This window comes from Pseudonocardia sp. ICBG162, assembly GCF_020496225.1.
In the GTDB taxonomy this organism is placed as follows: Bacteria; Actinomycetota; Actinomycetes; order Mycobacteriales; family Pseudonocardiaceae; genus Pseudonocardia; species Pseudonocardia alni.
This window is the reverse complement of the sequence record NZ_JAHLJD010000031.1, coordinates 681004-696937: the sequence shown is the minus strand read 5'-3', so window position 1 is coordinate 696937 and position 15934 is coordinate 681004. Positions and strand designations below refer to the sequence as shown.

At 75.4% G+C, this 15934-nt stretch carries 14 protein-coding genes; 9 read left to right on the top strand and 5 right to left on the bottom strand.

Annotated elements, in window-relative coordinates; translation table 11 throughout:
* The first annotated feature begins 149 nt into the window (after positions 1-149).
* Positions 150-407 (top strand): hypothetical protein, encoded by a 258-nt coding sequence (locus KPL60_RS28110; protein ID WP_226353927.1) that lies wholly within the window; start codon positions 150-152, stop codon positions 405-407.
* A gap of 4 nt (positions 408-411) precedes the next feature.
* On the opposite strand, the gene KPL60_RS28105 is transcribed toward KPL60_RS28110, so the two are convergent.
* Both KPL60_RS28105 and KPL60_RS28100 read right to left on the bottom strand, forming a co-directional pair.
* Positions 412-1314 carry a 1,4-dihydroxy-2-naphthoyl-CoA synthase gene (locus KPL60_RS28105; RefSeq protein ID WP_226353926.1) on the bottom strand — a complete coding sequence of 301 codons (903 nt, stop codon included), beginning with the start codon at positions 1312-1314 and terminating at the stop codon, positions 412-414.
* Positions 1315-1331: 17 nt separating this feature from the next.
* Entirely contained in the window at positions 1332-2225 is an 894-nt protein-coding gene (locus KPL60_RS28100; protein ID WP_226353925.1) for an aminoglycoside phosphotransferase family protein, read from the bottom strand.
* Positions 2226-2345: 120 nt separating this feature from the next.
* Between KPL60_RS28100 and KPL60_RS28095 the strand changes: the two genes are divergently transcribed.
* The 6 genes from KPL60_RS28095 (at position 2346) to KPL60_RS28070 (ending at position 9348) form a co-directional block, all read left to right on the top strand.
* Positions 2346-5258, top strand: coding sequence for an FAD-binding and (Fe-S)-binding domain-containing protein (locus KPL60_RS28095; RefSeq protein WP_374203853.1), 2913 nt, complete (start codon positions 2346-2348; stop codon positions 5256-5258).
* Between the two features lie 43 nt (positions 5259-5301).
* The gene (locus KPL60_RS28090; protein ID WP_226367687.1) at positions 5302-6147 is read left to right on the top strand and encodes a patatin-like phospholipase family protein; all 846 of its coding nucleotides are present in this window, start codon (positions 5302-5304) and stop codon (positions 6145-6147) included.
* A gap of 7 nt (positions 6148-6154) precedes the next feature.
* Positions 6155-6739 carry a TetR/AcrR family transcriptional regulator gene (locus KPL60_RS28085; protein WP_226367686.1) on the top strand — a complete coding sequence of 195 codons (585 nt, stop codon included), beginning with the start codon at positions 6155-6157 and terminating at the stop codon, positions 6737-6739.
* Positions 6740-6855: 116 nt separating this feature from the next.
* Complete coding sequence (locus KPL60_RS28080; RefSeq protein WP_226367685.1) at positions 6856-8064, top strand: Bcr/CflA family efflux MFS transporter; 1209 nt, start codon at positions 6856-6858, stop codon at positions 8062-8064.
* A gap of 29 nt (positions 8065-8093) precedes the next feature.
* Positions 8094-8918: an aldo/keto reductase gene (locus KPL60_RS28075; protein ID WP_226353920.1), complete on the top strand. Its 825-nt coding sequence runs from the start codon at positions 8094-8096 to the stop codon at positions 8916-8918.
* A 127-nt stretch (positions 8919-9045) separates the two neighbouring features.
* Positions 9046-9348, top strand: coding sequence for an adhesin (locus KPL60_RS28070; protein ID WP_226367684.1), 303 nt, complete (start codon positions 9046-9048; stop codon positions 9346-9348).
* Between the two features lie 58 nt (positions 9349-9406).
* Here the strand turns inward: KPL60_RS28070 and KPL60_RS28065 are convergent, their stop codons facing one another.
* The 3 genes from KPL60_RS28065 to KPL60_RS28055 all read right to left on the bottom strand — a co-directional run bounded on the left by KPL60_RS28065 (position 9407) and on the right by KPL60_RS28055 (position 13186).
* Entirely contained in the window at positions 9407-11053 is a 1647-nt protein-coding gene (locus tag KPL60_RS28065) for an ABC-F family ATP-binding cassette domain-containing protein (protein WP_226367683.1), read from the bottom strand.
* A 20-nt stretch (positions 11054-11073) separates the two neighbouring features.
* Positions 11074-11808 (bottom strand): dienelactone hydrolase family protein, encoded by a 735-nt coding sequence (locus KPL60_RS28060; RefSeq protein WP_226367682.1) that lies wholly within the window; start codon positions 11806-11808, stop codon positions 11074-11076.
* A 100-nt stretch (positions 11809-11908) separates the two neighbouring features.
* Positions 11909-13186 (bottom strand): MFS transporter, encoded by a 1278-nt coding sequence (locus KPL60_RS28055; protein WP_226368253.1) that lies wholly within the window; start codon positions 13184-13186, stop codon positions 11909-11911.
* A gap of 243 nt (positions 13187-13429) precedes the next feature.
* Between KPL60_RS28055 and KPL60_RS28050 the strand changes: the two genes are divergently transcribed.
* Positions 13430-14149, top strand: a complete 720-nt coding sequence (locus KPL60_RS28050) for a PIG-L deacetylase family protein (protein WP_226367681.1) — start codon at positions 13430-13432, stop codon at positions 14147-14149.
* A gap of 95 nt (positions 14150-14244) precedes the next feature.
* Entirely contained in the window at positions 14245-15933 is a 1689-nt protein-coding gene (gene menD / locus KPL60_RS28045) for a 2-succinyl-5-enolpyruvyl-6-hydroxy-3-cyclohexene-1-carboxylic-acid synthase (RefSeq protein WP_226367680.1), read from the top strand.
* The last annotated feature ends 1 nt before the right edge of the window (position 15934 follow it).

Here is a 15934-nt window from a genome sequence, read left to right as displayed (position 1 = left end):
CGCAACCGGGAGCGGCGTCCGAACGGCGTCTTTCATCAGATTCGGGGAACGGTGTAGGGGAGGTGCAACGCGGGGGGCCTCCCACCCGACTCAGGGGGTGAGAGCGGCGGCGCACCCGCCCGCCGGTCACGGGTTCGAAGGAGCTCACCATGCCGTACACCGCCACCGCCGACGCGTCCCCGACCGGCAGCCCGCGCTCGCTGCGCTGCCGCCGGCCCGCCGGCTCCGGGCACCGTGCGGTCGCCGGCGAGCTCGCGGCCCTGGCCTTCGACGTGCCGTCCGGCCCGGTGCCCCCGGCCGCGGCGCCGCAGCGCCCGGCGGTCGCCGTCCCGCAGCAGAGCGGCCCGCGGGCCGTCGTCGCGGCGCGGCCGGTCCCCGTGCCCCGGCCGCGCCCCGCCGCGGAGTGACGACCTAGTAGTGCCAGGGGAACGGCGACCAGTCCGGGTCCCGCTTTTCCAGGAACGAGTCCCGGCCCTCCACCGCCTCGTCGGTCATGTAGGCCAGCCGGGTCGCCTCACCGGCGAAGAGCTGCTGGCCGACCAGACCGTCGTCGGCGAGGTTGAAGGCGTACTTCAGCATCCGCTGGGCCTGCGGTGACTTGCCGTTGATCTCCGACGCCCACTGCAGGGCCTCGGTCTCCAGGTCCGCGTGGTCGACCACGGCGTTGACCGCGCCCATGTGGTGCATCTGCTCGGCGCTGTAGGTGCGGCCGAGGAAGAAGATCTCCCGGGCGAACTTCTGCCCCACCTGGCGGGCCAGGTACGCCGAGCCGTAGCCGCCGTCGAACGAGCCGACGTCGGCGTCGGTCTGCTTGAAGCGGGCGTGCTCGCGGGAGGCGATCGTGAGGTCGGCGACGGCGTGCAGCGAGTGCCCGCCACCGGCGGCCCAGCCGTTCACCACGGCGATGACGACCTTCGGCATGAACCGGATCAGCCGCTGGCACTCCAGGATGTGCAGCCGCCCGGCCCGGCCCTGCTCGACGGTCTCCGCGGTGTCCCCGGAGGCGTACTGGTAGCCGGTGCGGCCACGGATGCGCTGGTCGCCGCCGGAGCAGAAGGCGCGCTTGCCGTCCTTCGGGGAGGGGCCGTTCCCGGTCAGCAGCACCGCGCCCACGTCGGCGCTGGTCCGGGCGTGCTCCAGGGCGCGGTAGAGCTCGTCGACGGTGCCCGGCCGGAACGCGTTGAGGACCTCGGGACGGTCGAACGCGATCCGCACGGCGCCGGTAGCGCGGGCGCGGTGGTAGGTGATGTCGCGGAAGTCGAACCCGTCGACCGGCGTCCAGGCGTCCGGGTCGAAGGTCTCGGAGACGGTCATGGCCGAACCCTAAGGACTCACTCCGCGACGAGCGGCGCCAGCCGTCGGGCCACGGCCAGTGCGGGGCCCGGGCCGTCCCACCCGGTGTCGCCGTCGGCGTCCCACACCTCGGACAGCACGCACACCGCGAACCCCCACGCGACGGCGCGGTCCCACCCGATCCCGACGGCGTCGGCGAGCCGTTCCAGCCGGTCCGGCGCGCGGCGGGCCAGCTCGGCCGGGTCGGCGTCGAGCGGGTTGTACAGCAGCTGGCCGCAGTCGTAGCCGGGGTCGCCGGTCCGTCCGTGCGGGTCGATCGCCAGCCACGGCTCCCGGGTCGCGGCGAGGACGTTGTGCTGGTGCAGGTCGCCGTGCAGCAGCACCTCGCGCTCCGCGGAGCCGCACAGCTGCGTCCACAGTGCCGCCGCCCGTTCCACCAGCGGCCGGGGCAGCACCGCGGCGGGGCGGGCCAGGTGCGCGTCGAACGCGGCCCGCTCGGCCGCGACGTGGTCGACCCCGGGCGGTAAGGGGGCCGCGTGCAGCCGGGCCAGCAGCCCGCCCACGACGTCGACGGCGTCGTCGTCGGGCCGGGTGGCGAGCTCGGTCCCGGGACACGCGCGTTCGAGCAGCAGCGCCCCGCGGGCCGGGTCGGCCCACAGCAGCCGGACGGCACCGTCCCCGTCCCAGGCGCGCAGCGCGGCGATCTCGGCGTCGAGGTGCCCGTCGGGGACCCCCGCCTTGAGCACGGCCGGGGTCCCGTCGGCGCAGGTCACCGCCCGCACCGCGTGGTAGGTCTGCGGCAGCGCCGGGCCGGGCTCCAGGTCCAGCTCGGTGGCCAGCCCGGCCAGCAGCGGGCCGAGTCCGGCGAGCCAGGCCGCTCCCCGGTCGCCCCAGACCCGGACGACGGTGTCGGCGAGCTCGTCGCGGTGCACCGGGGCAGCCTGGTGCGGCGATCCGGATCACCGCAACCGCCGTTCCGGCACGGGCGGGGCCCCGGGGGGCGCGGGGTAGCGTCTCGGGTGCCCCGGACGGCCGAGAGGAGCCCCGTGACCATCGAGAGCGCGCGTCCCACCACCGCGAGCAGCTCCACGAGCAGCACCGCGTACCGCGCCCTGGAGAACGACCTGCGTGCCGCCATCGGCGGTGAGGTCCGGTTCGACGCGGGCAGCCGCGCGATGTGGTCGGCGGACGCCTCGAACTACCGGGGCGTCCCGATCGGCGTGATCTGCCCGCGCGACGCCGCCGACGTCGAGGCCGCCGTCGCCGTGTGCCGCACCCACGACGTGCCGGTGCTGCCGGTCGGGTCGCGCACCTCCATCGCGGGCCAGGCCGTCAACACCGCGGTCGCGATGGACTTCCGCACGCACATGGACGCGATCCTGTCCGTGGACCCCGACGCCCGGACTGCGACCGTGCAGCCGGGTGCCGTCTGCGACGCCGTGCGCGACGCCGGCAAGCCGCACGGCCTGACGTTCGGCCCGGACCCGTCGACGCACAACCGCTGCTCGATTGGCGGGATGATCGGCAACAACGCCTGCGGCTCGCACTCGGTGGCCTGGGGCAAGACCGTCGACAACGTCGCATCGCTGGAGGTCCTCACCTACCGCGGCGAGCGGCTCGTGCTGGGCGGCGACGGCACCGAGACAGGCACGATCCCGGACGCGCTGCGTGCGCTGGGCGCGCGGGTCGCCGACGACGTCGAGAAGCATGTGCCCGAGCTGACCCGGCGGGTGTCGGGCTACAACCTCGACCAGCTCGTCCCGGGCAACGTGAACCTGGCCAAGGCGCTGGTCGGCACCGAGGGCACCTGCGCGACGATCCTGTCCGCGACCGTCGACCTCGTCGAGTCCCCGCCCGCGCGGGCGCTGGCCGTGCTCGGCTTCCCCGACGCCTACCACGCCGCGGACAACGTGATGATCGTCCGCGAGCACTCGCCGCTGACGATCGAGGGCATGGACGCCGGGCTGATCGCCTCGCTGCGCGCCCTGCGCCCGAACGAGACGACGAGCCGGATGCTCCCCGAGGGCAAGGGCTGGCTCTACGTCGAGACCGGCGGGGCCACCCGCGCCGAGGCGGAGGCAGCCGCGCAGGCCGTCGCCGACGCGATGAAGGCCTGGACGACCGGTGCGGTCGTCGTCGGCGAGCCGGCCCGGATGGCCGCGCTGTGGAAGATCCGCGAGGAGGGCGCGGGCCTGCTGACCCGCTCGCCCGAGGGCGGCGAGGCCTGGCCCGGCTGGGAGGACGCCGCCGTCCCGCCGGAGCGCTTCGGCGCCTACCTGCGCGAGTTCGACAAGGTCCTGGAGGCCCACGGCCGCAAGGGCATCTACTACGGCCACTTCGGCGACGGCTGTCTGCACGTGCGGATCGACTTCGACCTGCTCACCAAGCCGGGCGTGCAGAACTTCCGGGACTTCATGACCGCGGCCGCGGACCTCGTCGTCGCGCACGGCGGGTCGCTGTCCGGTGAGCACGGCGACGGCCAGGCCCGCGCCGAGCTGCTCCCGCGGATGTACCCGCCGCAGATCATCGCCGCGTTCGAGGACTTCAAGGGGATCTGGGACCCGGACGACCGGATGAACCCCGGCCGCGTCGTGCGCCCGGCGACGATGGACGAGAACCTGCGCGTCCAGCTCGGCATGCCGACCATGCCCGACGAGCCGAAGCTGGCCTTCGGCCACGACCGCGGCTCCTTCCACCGCGCCACCCGCCGCTGCCTGGGCGTCGGCAAGTGCGCCGTCGACACCGGCTCCGGGGTCATGTGCCCCAGCTGGAACGTGACCAAGGAGGAGAAGCACTCCACCCGCGGCCGCGCCCGCCTGCTGTTCGAGATGGCGAACGGCGAGATCATCAAGGACGGCTGGCAGTCCGACGAGGTCGCCGAGTCCCTCGACCTGTGCCTGTCCTGCAAGGGCTGCAAGTCCGACTGCCCGGTCGGGGTCGACATGGCCTCGTACAAGACCGAGTTCCTCGCGAACCGCTACCACCGGAAGCTGCGCCCGCGCGCGCACTACTCGATGGGGGCGCTCCCGCGCTGGCTGCGCGCGGTCGGGGTGCTGCCGGCCGCGGCCGTCGACGGGCTGAACCGGCTCGCGCAGGTGCCGTTCCTGGCGAAGGTCGCGAAGAAGGCGGGCGGTATCGACGCCCGTCGCGCCATCCCGCCGATCGCCCGGGAGACCTACACGGCGCAGGCCGCCCGCGGGCTGCCGATGTCGACGGTGCCGGACCTCGGCGTCGCGCCCGGCAGCCGCGGCCCGCTGCTGCTGTGGACCGACACCTTCACCGACCACTTCGACCCGGAGATCGCGGCCGACGCCGTCGCGGTCCTCACCGGGCTCGGGTACCGGGTCGAGCTGCCCCCGAAGAACGTGTGCTGCGGCCTGACCTGGACCTCCACCGGCCAGGTCACCGCGGCCCGCCGGGTGCTGGCGCGCAGCCTGCGCGCGATCGGCCCGGCGCTCGACGCCGGCATCCCGGTCGTCGGGCTGGAGCCGTCCTGCACCGCCGCGCTGCGCAGCGACGCCGCGGAGCTGCTGCCCGACGACCCGCGGGTGCCGCTGCTGGCGCGGCAGGTGTCGACCTTCGCCGAGCTGCTGGCCCGGCACGCCGACGAGCTGTCGGCCGTCGCGGGGACCGGGAACGGTGCCGCGCTGGTGCAGATCCACTGCCACCAGCACGCCGAGCTGGGCTCGGAGCCCGACCGCGCGGTGCTGGCGGCGCTCGGCGTCGACGCCACCGTGCTCGACTCCGGCTGCTGCGGCCTGGCCGGCAACTTCGGGTTCGAGGACGGCCACTACGACGTGTCGATGGCGTGCGCCGAGCGGGCCCTGCTGCCCGCGCTGCGCGCCGCCGACGAGTCCGTGGACCTGCTCGCCGACGGCTACTCCTGCCGGACCCAGGTCCGTCAGGCCGGCGAGCGGGAGCCGGTGCACCTGGCCCAGATCGCGGCCCGCGCCCTGCGGGGGTGATCGCCTCCCGCGATCGTGCGGGAGACCGACGAGGGAGGACCCCATGGCCGACGACCGACGGGCGCTGGTGCTGGGCGGCGGCGGGCTGACCGGCATCGCCTGGATGTACGGGCTGCTGGCCGGGCTCCTCGCCGACGGCGTCGACCTGCGCGACGCCGACCTCGTCGTCGGGACCTCGGCGGGGTCGGTGGTGGGCACCAACCTGGCCGTCGGGCGTGACCCGGCCGCGCTCGCCGCGACCCAGCTCGCCCCGCCGTCCGGGGAGATCGCCGCGACCCTCGGGCTGCGGCTGGCGGTCCGCTACGGCGTCGCCGCGCTCTCCGGACCGCGCGACGCGACCCGGGTCCGGGCCCGGATCGGCCGTCTCGCCCTCGACACCGACACGGTCGACGAGGCCGAGCGGATCGCGGTGATCCGGTCGCGGCTCGACGGCGCGGACTGGCCCGCCGACCGGGACCTGCGGGTCACCGCCGTCGACGCGCACACCGGCGCGTTCCGGGTCTTCGGCCGCGACGACGGCGTCGAGCTCGCCACCGCGGTCGCCGCCAGCTGCGCGGTGCCCGGCGTCTGGCCGCCGGTCACGGCCGTGGGCACCCGGTGGATCGACGGCGGGGTCCGCTCCATGGCCAACGCCGACCTCGCCGCGGGCTACGGCCGCGTTGTCGTGGTGGCGCCGCTGTCCGGCGGGCTCGGCGGGGCCGCGCCGCCCCGGGTCCAGGCCGAGGCGCTCGGCGCGCTCGCCCGGGTCGCGGTCGTCGAGCCGGACCGGCGTTCGCGCCGCGCGTTCGGCCGCAACCCGCTCGACCCGGCCCGCCGTCCGGGCTCGGCGCGGGCCGGCCGGGCGCAGGCGGCGGACGTCGCCGCCGAGGTCGCGCGGGTCTGGGGCTGAGCCCGCGGTGCCCCCGCGCCGGACCCGGCAGGAACGCAGCGACGAGCGCCAGCGCGCGATCCTCACCGCGGCCACCGAGATCCTGGTCGGGGAGCGGATGAGCGCGGTGACCCACCGCAACGTCGCCGCCCGGGCCGGGGTCCCCGGCGGGGCGATCCGCTACTACTTCTCCACCCGCGAGGACCTGCTCTCGGCGGTCCTGGCCGATCTCGACCGGGCCCGGCGCGACGCCGCGCGGGAGGCCGCTACGGTGCCGGCGGGCGCCGCCCCCGGCACCGCCGAGCTCGTCGACCGGCTGGTCCGCAGCGGCCTCGGGGCCCCGCTCGACGACGACACCCTGCGCGGCGTCGTCGGCTCGCTCGCCGACGCGGCCCGGGAGAGCCCCCGGCTGGCCCGCGAGCTCGCCGAGCAGTGGGCGGGCACCGAGCACGACGTGGCGGCGACGCTGCGGGCCTGCGGGCGCCCGGAGCGCTCCGCCCGCCGCTACCTGCTGCTCATGGACGGCGCGCTGCTCGCCGCCGCCGTGCAGGGCCGCACCGGCCTGGCCGGGTTCGTCGCCGACGAGCTGGCCGCCGCCCTCGACGGGGAGTAGCCGCGGTCGTGTCGCGGAGCACACCACACCGCAAAAAGTGGTGCAGGTGCATCAATTCTCCCTACCCTGGGATCGTCTCCCGCCGAGCGGGCGCTCCGACCAGGACCTGGTGCTCCATGACCGCGCCTCCGCGCTCCTTCACGCTCACCCTCGCCGTCGTCGTCGGGCTGGGCCCGTTCGCGATCGACATGTACCTCGCGTCGCTGCCCGACATCGCGGCCGAGTTCCGTGCCCCGGTGTGGGTCACCCAGCTGACGCTGACCGGCTACCTGCTGGTGCTCGGCCTCGGGCAGCTGTTCGCCGGCCCGCTGACCGACGCCGTCGGCCGCCGCACACCGCTGCTGGCCGGGCTCGCGCTGTTCACCGCGGGCTCGGTCGTCGCCGCGCTCGCCCCGTCCATGGCGGTCCTCGTGGCCGCCCGGCTGCTGCAGGCCGCGGGCGGCGCGGTCACCGTCGTCGTCGCCAACAGCTCGGTGCGCGACCGCGCCGAGGGCGACGCCGCGACCCGGCTCTACGCCGCGCTGATGGTGGTGGTCGCCGTCGCGCCGATCATCGCGCCCGCGGCGGGCGGTGCCCTCGACGACGCCGCGGGCTGGCGCGCGGTCTTCGTGGCGCTGGCCGTGCTCGGCGCGCTCACCCTCGCCGCGGCGGCCCGGTTCCTGCCCGAGTCCCTGCCGGTCGGCGCGCGCACGCCGTTCCGGCCGGGGGCGACGCTGCGCGGGTACGGCTCGCTGCTGCGCGACCGTGCGTTCGTCGTACCGGCCGCCGCGATCTGCACCGTCTTCGGCTTCCTGTTCGCCTACATCGGAGGTGCGTCGTACGTGTACCGCGGCGCCTACGGCCTGGGCGCCTCGGAGTTCGGGCTGCTGTTCGGGGCGACCGCGGTCGCCGTCGCCGTCGGGGCCGGCGCCGCACACGTGCTGGCCGACCGGCTCCCCGGACGGACGAACGCGGTGCTCGGCGCGGCGCTGATCGTCGCCGGGGCGGTCGGCGCCGCCCTCGCCGCCGTCGCCGGGCTGCCGATCGGGGTGCTCGCCGTGTCCTTCGCCGTCGCCCTGGCCGGGCTCGGGATCACCGAGCCGGTCCTGATGGGTGCGGCCATGAACGCCCGCTCGGAGGGCCTCGGGTCGGCGAGCGCGGTGCTCGGGGCGTGCCAGTTCGTGCTGGGGGCGGTGGGCACCGCCGCCGCGGGTGTCGCGGCCGCCGCGGGGCCCGTCGTCTGGACCGGTCTGCTGCTCGGCATCGCCGTCGTCGCCGTCCTGCTCACGCTCGCACTGCCCCGGGCACGTATTCCTGCCGGAGACCGATCCCACGGGGTCGCATGAGCGCGCAACGGCCCGGGTAGCCGAGGGCCATGACTGTTCCCACGATCAAGCTGAACGACGGCCGCGAGATCCCCCAGCTCGGCTTCGGCGTCTTCCAGATCGAGCCCGGTGACACCGCGGAGAAGGTCAGGGCGGCCCTCGATGTCGGCTACCGCCACATCGACACCGCGCAGATGTACGGCAACGAGGAGGGCGTCGGCAAGGCCATCGCCGACTCCGGCATCCCGCGCGACGAGCTGTGGATCACCACCAAGCTGAACAACGACGGGCACGGCCGGGAGGCGGCGGTGAGCAGGCTCGACGAGAGCCTCACCAAGCTCGGCCTCGACCACGTGGACCTGTACCTCATCCACTGGCCGCGCCCGAAGGAGAACCGCTACGTCGAGACCTGGCAGGGCCTCGAGGACGCGCAGAAGGCGGGCAAAGCGCTGTCGATCGGCGTCTCGAACTTCCAGCCCGGCCACCTCGACCGGCTGGCGGAGGAGACCTCCACGGTCCCCGCGATCAACCAGATCGAGTTCCACCCGCACCTGGTGCAGCGCGAGCTGCGCGAGTACCTCCAGCAGCACGACATCGCGCTGGAGGCGTGGAGCCCGATCGGTCAGGGCAAGGGCCTGCTCGACGCGCCCGAGCTGAAGGAGATCGCCGAGCGGGTCGGCAAGTCCGCCGCGCAGGTCGTGCTCCGCTGGCACATCCAGCTCGGGAACATCGTCTTCCCGAAGTCGAACAACCCGGAGCGGATCAAGGAGAACTCCGAGATCTTCGACTTCGCGCTGAGCGAGGACGACATCGCCGCCGTCGAGAAGCTCCACACCGGCGAGCGCATCGGCCCGGACCCCGACGACTTCGGCTGATCCGGTGGGGGTGACGGGTGTCACCGTCCGGCATCTGCGGAGGGCACGGCGCCACGGGTCACCCGACCGGGGACGCGGACGGGCCGGCGCGGTGGACGTGTGCGCCCGCGTCCGTACGGTGGGGACGATGTTGGCGATCACCGAGAACGCCGCCGAGGCGATCAGGACCCTGAGCACCGACGCGGAGCTGCCCGACGACGGCGGCCTGCGCATCTCCGCGCCCGACCCGGCGCAGGGCCTCGAACTGGCCCTCGCGCAGGAGGGCGACACGCAGGACACCGTGCTGCGCGGGGAGGGCATCACCGTCTTCCTCGAGCCGGCCGCGGCGGAGCTCCTGGACGACAAGGTCCTCGACGTCCAGCCCGTGGCGACCGAGCAGGGCGAGCAGGAGCTGCGCTTCGCGATCGTCGAGCAGCCCGAGACCGCCTGACCCACCCCCGACACCGACGTCGTGGCCCCGCCGGGAACCCGGTGGGGCCACGGCCGTCTCAGAGCTCGGTGACGGTCCCGTCGCGGACGTCCCAGCGGCGGGTGGCGCGCACCGTGTCGAGCATCCGCCGGTCGTGGGTCACCAGCAGGACGGTCCCGTCGAAGTCCTCGACCGCCTGCTCCAGCTGTTCGATGGCGGGCAGGTCGAGGTGGTTGGTCGGCTCGTCGAGCACCAGCAGGTTCACCCCGCGCGCCTGCAGCAGCGCCAGCGCGGCGCGGGTCCGCTCGCCCGGCGAGAGCGACGACGTCGTCCGCAGCACCTGGTCCGCGCCCAGGGAGAACTTCGCGAGCAGCGTCCGCACCTCGGACTCGGGCCAGTCCGGCACCTGCTCGCCGAACGCGCGCAGCAGCGTCGCGTCCCCGAGGAAGGCGCCGCGGGCCTGGTCGATCTCGCCGACCAGCACCCCCGAGCCGAGCCCCGCCGAGCCCGAGTCCGGGGCGATCCGGCCGAGCAGCAGCCCGAGCAACGTCGACTTGCCCGCCCCGTTCGCGCCGGTGACGACGACCCGGTCCGCCCAGCCCACCTGCACCGTGGCCGGGCCGAACGCGAAGTCCCCGCGCCGCACGGCGGCGGCGTCGGCCCGCGCGACGACCGACCCGGACCGGGGTGCGGAGGCGATCTCCATCCGCAGCTCCCACTCCTTGCGGGGCTCCTCCACGACCTCCAGCCGCTCGATCGCCCGCTCGGTCTGCCGGGCCTTCGCGGCCTGCTTCTCGCTGGACTCCTGGCGCTGCGCGCGGACGTTCTTGTCCGGGTCCTTCGTCTTGCGCCGGGCGTTGCGCACGCCCTGGGCCATCCAGTTGCGCTGCATGACCGCGCGCTGCTGGAGGGTCCCGAGCTTCCCGGCGTACTCCTCGTAGTCCTCGCGGGCGTGCCGGCGGGCCACCTCGCGCTCGGCGAGGTAGGACTCGTAGCCGCCGTCGTAGACGTCGATCCGCTGCTGGACCAGGTCCAGCTCGACGATCCGGTTCACCGTGCGTGCCAGGAACTCCCGGTCGTGGCTGACCAGCACCGTCGGCGTGCCCTGCCGGGCCAGGCCGCCCACGAACCGCTCCAGCCGCTCCAGGCCGTCGAGGTCGAGGTCGTTGGTGGGCTCGTCGAGCAGCAGCAGGTCGTAGCGGGACAGCAGCAGCGCCGCGAGGTTCGCCCGCGCCGCCTGCCCGCCGGACAGCCCGGTCATCGGGGCGTCCGGGCCGACCGCCAGCCCGACCTCGCGCAGCACCTCACCGGAGCGCTCGTCGAGGTCGGCGCCGCCGAGGGCCAGCCAGCGGTCCAGCGCGGCGGCGTAGCGGTCGTCGGCGCCGGGGGTGCCCGACGCCAGCCCCTCCGCCTCGGCGTCCATCGTCGCCTGCGCGTCGGCGACGCCGGTCCGGCGCGCCAGGAACCCGGCGACCGTCTCCCCGGGACGCCGGTCGGGCTCCTGCGGCAGGTGCCCGACGGTCGCGTCGGGCGGGCCGAGGGTCAGCGACCCGTCGTCCGGGGGCCGCGAGCCGGCCAGCACCGTCAGCAGGGTGGACTTGCCGGCGCCGTTGGCACCGACCAGCCCGATGACGTCGCCGGGCGCGACGACGAGGTCCAGCCCGGAGAACAGGGGTCGGTCGCCGTGGCCCGCGGCCAGGCCCGTCACGTGAAGGGTCGCGCTCATGTCGAGCGCAGACGCTACCCCTACAGGTTCGCCCCGAAGAGCCGGTGCAGGGCGTCCCAGTGCCGCTGCTCGGCGTCGTCGTCGTGGGTGGGGGCGTCCGGCACCGCGAAGCCGTGCGCCGCCGGGTAGGTCTCCAGGGTCGCCGGCACCCCGGCCGCGGACAGCGCGTCGCCGAGGCGCTGCTTCTGCTCGTCGGGGAAGGAGTCGTCGTCGGTCGCGCCGGCCACGTAGACCTCGGCCCGGATGCGGTCGGCGAGCTGGTGCACGCTGGCCGGGTCGTCGGTGGCGAGGTTGCCCCCGTGGAACGACGCCGCGGCCGCGACCCGCTCCGGCTGCGTCGCGGCGGTGCGCAGGCTCATCACCCCGCCCATGCAGTAGCCGGTGGTGCCGACCGCCCTGCCGCCGACCTCGGGCCGCTCCAGCAGCGCGGTCACCCACGCCTCGGCGTCGACGGCGACGAACTCGGGCGTCAGCGAGCCCACCATCCCCATCAGCCGGGCCCGCTCGGGCTTGTCGGAGAACACGGTGGCGAAGTCGAACGGGGCCCAGTCGCCGTGCCGGTGGTAGACGTCGGGCAGCAGCACCGCGTACCCGAGCGACGCCAGGTGCGCGGCCATGTCGTGGATGGCCGGCCGGACACCGCCGGCGTCGGGGTAGAGGAGCACGCCCGGCCACGGGCCGTCGCCGTCCGGGGTGTGCAGGGTGGCGGCGGCGTCGCCGTCGGGGGTGCTGATCGTGAAGTCGGTGCGCGGCACGGGTCCGGCCTCCCGGGGGTGATCGACGGGTCGCACCCGTTCTACGCCCCCGGGAGCCGTTCCGCCGGACCGCGGCGCGGTTCGGGTGGTACGTACCGGATCAGGTCCTGGTCAGCGCGTCGTCGTCGTCGAGACGCCGGGTGCGGGTCTCCGAGTAGCTCGCCACGGCGATGATCGTGACCACCGACGCGATCGCGATGTACACCGCGATCGAGTAGCCGGTACCCGTCGCGACCAGCAGCGACGCCGCGATCAGCGGGGCCAGGCCGCCCGCGAACACCGACGCCAGCTGGTAGCCGATCGAGATGCCCGAGTAGCGCACCTTGGTACCGAACAGCTCGGACAGGAACGCCGCCTGCGGGCCGTACATCGCGCCGTGCAGCACCAGCCCGACCGTCACCGCGACGGCGGTGAGGGCGAAGCTCTGCGTGTCCACCAGGAAGAAGAACACGAACGCCCAGATGCCGACGCCGGCGGCGCCGAACAGGTACACCGGCTTGCGGCCGACCCGGTCGGAGACCGCACCCCACATCGGGGTGGTCACCAGGTGCACCGCGGCACCGATCAGCACCGCGCCCAGCACGAACGACGACGGCAGCCCGAACTGCTCCTTCACGTACGTCGAGATGACGATCGTGAAGATGTAGTACGAGACGTTCTCGGCGAACCGGGCGCCCATCGCGGTCAGGACCTCGCGCGGGTAGAGCCGCAGGACGTCCAGGATCGGCATGGTGTCCTTCTCGCCGGCCGCGGCGCGCGCGGCCGCCCTGGCCTGCGCCTCCCGGAAGACCGGCGACTCCTCGACGGCGAGGCGGACGTAGAGGCCGATGAGCACCAGCACCGCGGACAGCAGGAACGGGATCCGCCAGCCCCAGGCCAGGAACGCCTCCTCGGACTGGACCAGCGCCATGATCGCGAGCAGGCCGTTGGCCAGCAGCTGCCCGGCCGGGGCACCCGCCTGCGGCCAGCTCGCCCAGAACCCACGGTGTTCGGGCCTGCCGTGCTCGGACACGATGAGGACCGCGCCGCCCCACTCACCGCTCAGCGCGAAGCCCTGGACCAGCCGCAGCACGACGAGCAGCAGCGGCGCGGCGATCCCGATCGTGGCGTAGGCCGGGAGAAGGCCGATCGCGAACGTCGAGGCGCCCATCATCATCAGCGACAGGACCAGCAGCTTCTTGCGGCCGATCTTGTCGCCGTAGTGGCCGAAGACCAGGCCGCCCACCGGGCGCGCGACGAAGCCGACCGCGAACGTGCCGAGCGACAGCAGGGTCCCGGTCGCGCCGTCGGACTCGGGGAAGAACACCGCCGGGAACACCAGGGCGGCGGCGACGCCGTAGAGGAAGTAGTCGTACCACTCGACGGTCGTGCCCAGCATGCTCCCCGCGACGACCTTTGCGATCGGCGTGTGCGGCTGGTCGGACGCCGGTGGCGTCGGTGATCCCGGCGCGGTGGCGCCGGCGTGCGTGTCGGACACGGTCCCTCCCCGTCGACGGACTTCTGCGGTGGCGTCACGGTAGGGCCGTCGTGCGCCGTTTTCACCGGTTCCGGCCACATCGGTACCTCGACCGTGACGTGCCCCGGCCACACCCGGTCGCGACTGCGCGGCAGACTGGGCCACATGGCCGACCTGCTGCCCCTGCCGGAGGACTTCGACCGGGCGCTGGTCGTCGTCGCCCATCCCGACGACATGGAGTACGGCGGCTCCGGCGCCGTCGCCCGGTGGACCGCGCAGGGCCGCGAGGTCGTCTACCTGCTGGTGACCCGTGGCGAGGCGGGCATCGACACGATGGACCCCGCCGAGTGCGGACGCGTGCGCGAGGCCGAGCAGCGTGCGGCCTGCGCCGCCGTCGGCGTCACCACGTGCGAGTTCCTCGACCACCCCGACGGGCTCGTCGAGTACTCGGTGGCGCTGCGCCGCGACATCGCCGCCGCGATCCGCAGGCACCGCCCGCAGCTGGTGGTGACCGGCAACTTCCGCGAGTTCTGGGACGCCGGCGAGACGCTCAACCAGGCCGACCACGTCGCGGTCGGACGGGCGACGGTCGACGCCGTCCGGGACGCGGCGAACCGCTGGCTGTTCCCCGAGGCGGGGGAGCGCTGGGACGGGGTCACCGGCCTCGCCGCGGCCTCCTCGCCCGCCGCGCGGCACGCCGTCGACATCTCCGAGCACCTCGACGCCGCCGTCGCGTCGCTGTCCGCGCACCGCGCCTACCTCGACGGGCTGGGCGGCGGCCCGATGACCGACCCCGGCACGTTCCTGCGCGCGGCCGCCGAGCGGACGGCGGAGCAGCTGCCCGGGGCCACCGCGGCCACCCCGTTCGAGTACCTGCGGCCCTGAACCGGCCGCAACGCCGATGATCCGCGCCTCAGCCGACCGGCCTCGGTGGGGATCGCGGGCAGTACGCCGGTACCGTCGTGGTGAGGGGTGATGGGGTGAACGGCTCGACCGCGCAGGCGCGCGTCCTCGTCGACGAGCTGGCGCGGGCCGGTGTCACCGACGCGGTCCTGTGCCCCGGCTCCCGCAACGCGCCACCCGCGTTCGCGCTGGCCCGGGCCGACGAGCGGGGCACGGTTCGGCTGCACGTGCGCATCGACGAACGCGCCGCGGGCTTCCTCGCGCTGGGTCTGTCGCTGGCGTCGGGCCGGCCGGTCCCGGTCGTCGTCACGTCCGGGACGGCCGCGGCGAACCTGCACCCCGCGGTGCTGGAGGCGTCGCACTCGGGGGTCCCGCTGCTGGTCCTGACCGCGGACCGGCCGCCGGAGCTGGTCGGCACCGGCGCCAGCCAGACCGTCGACCAGACCGGTCTGTACGGCGGCGCGGTGCGCTGGGCGGGCGCGCTGCCGGTGCCCGTGGGCACCACCGAGCCGGAGGCGCGGCGCTGGCGGGCGGTCGTCGCGCGGATGCTCGCCGCGGCCACCGGTGCCGGTGCGGGCGCGCCCGGTCCGGTGCACCTGGACCTGCCCTACACCGACCCGCTCGTGCCCGACGACGACCCGGCCGGGCCGGACACCGGGCACCACGACGCCGGTCTGCCGGGCGCGGACCTGCCCGCCGGGCGGCCCGGCGGTGCGCCGTGGACCGCGGTGACCCGCCCGGTCCGCACGCTGCCCCCGCTGGAGCTCGACCCGGGGGCGCGCACGCTCGTCGTCGCCGGGGCGGGCGGGCCCGCCGCGGACCCCGGCCTGCTCGGCGGGGCCCCGGTGGTCGCGGAGCCGTCGTCGTGCTGGTGGGCGCACGCGCTGCGCACCGGGCCGTGGCTGCTCGACCGGCCGGAGCTGCGTCCCACCCAGGTCGTCGTGGTCGGCAGGCCCACCCTGCACCGGGGCGTCGCCGCGCTGCTCGCCGACCCGTCGGTGGCGGTGTTCGCCGACCCCGGTCCGGACGGCGCCCCGTGGACCGACGTCGCCGGCACGGTCCGGGCCGTCGGTGCGCTGCCCGCGCTGTCCCCGCCCGAGGACTGGGTGCGGTCCTGGCGCGACGCGGACCGGGCCGCGGGCAAGTCCCTCGACACCGCGCTCGACGACGGCACCGCCGCCGGCGCACCCGGCCTGCGGCTGGCCCGCGACCTCGTCGCCGCCCAGCCCGACGGCGGGCAGCTCGTCCTCGGCTCGTCGAACCCGGTGCGCGACGTCGCGCTGGCCGCCGTGCCCCGCCCCGGGCTCACCGTGCGGTCGAACCGCGGGGTCGCGGGCATCGACGGGACGGTGTCGACCGCCCTCGGCGCCGCGCTCGCCCACCCGGGCCCGACGGCGCTGCTGCTCGGCGACCTCACGCTGCTGCACGACACCACCGGGCTGGTCGTCGGCCCGGGGGAGCCGTCCCCGGACCTGACCGTCACCGTCCTCGACGACGACGGCGGCGGCATCTTCCACCTGCTCGAACAGGGCGGTCCGGCGCACGCCCACGCCTTCGAGCGCGTCTTCGGCACGCCGACCGGCGTCGATCTCGTCGCCCTGGCCCGGGCTGCGGGCTGGCGGGCGGCCGACTGGGGCGGCGACGTGGGCGAGCTCGCGGCCCGCCCCGGCTCGGGACGGCGGCTGGTCCGGGTCGCGGCGCACCGCGCCGGGCTGCGCGACGCGCACGCCGAGCTCCGCCGGGTGGTCGCCGCGGCGCTGGACTGAG

Excerpts from the sequence above, each read along its gene's own strand:
- KPL60_RS28055 (WP_226368253.1), bottom strand. The coding sequence starts at position 13,186 with ATGCTGGGCACGACCGTCGAGTGGTACGACTACTTCCTCTACGGCGTC.
- KPL60_RS28105 (WP_226353926.1), bottom strand. The coding sequence starts at position 1,314 with ATGACCGTCTCCGAGACCTTCGACCCGGACGCCTGGACGCCGGTCGAC.
- KPL60_RS28070 (WP_226367684.1), top strand. The coding sequence starts at position 9,046 with ATGTTGGCGATCACCGAGAACGCCGCCGAGGCGATCAGGACCCTGAGC.
- KPL60_RS28050 (WP_226367681.1), top strand. The coding sequence starts at position 13,430 with ATGGCCGACCTGCTGCCCCTGCCGGAGGACTTCGACCGGGCGCTGGTC.
- KPL60_RS28075 (WP_226353920.1), top strand. The coding sequence starts at position 8,094 with ATGACTGTTCCCACGATCAAGCTGAACGACGGCCGCGAGATCCCCCAG.
- KPL60_RS28110 (WP_226353927.1), top strand. The coding sequence starts at position 150 with ATGCCGTACACCGCCACCGCCGACGCGTCCCCGACCGGCAGCCCGCGC.
- KPL60_RS28090 (WP_226367687.1), top strand. The coding sequence starts at position 5,302 with ATGGCCGACGACCGACGGGCGCTGGTGCTGGGCGGCGGCGGGCTGACC.
- KPL60_RS28080 (WP_226367685.1), top strand. The coding sequence starts at position 6,856 with ATGACCGCGCCTCCGCGCTCCTTCACGCTCACCCTCGCCGTCGTCGTC.
- KPL60_RS28065 (WP_226367683.1), bottom strand. The coding sequence starts at position 11,053 with ATGAGCGCGACCCTTCACGTGACGGGCCTGGCCGCGGGCCACGGCGAC.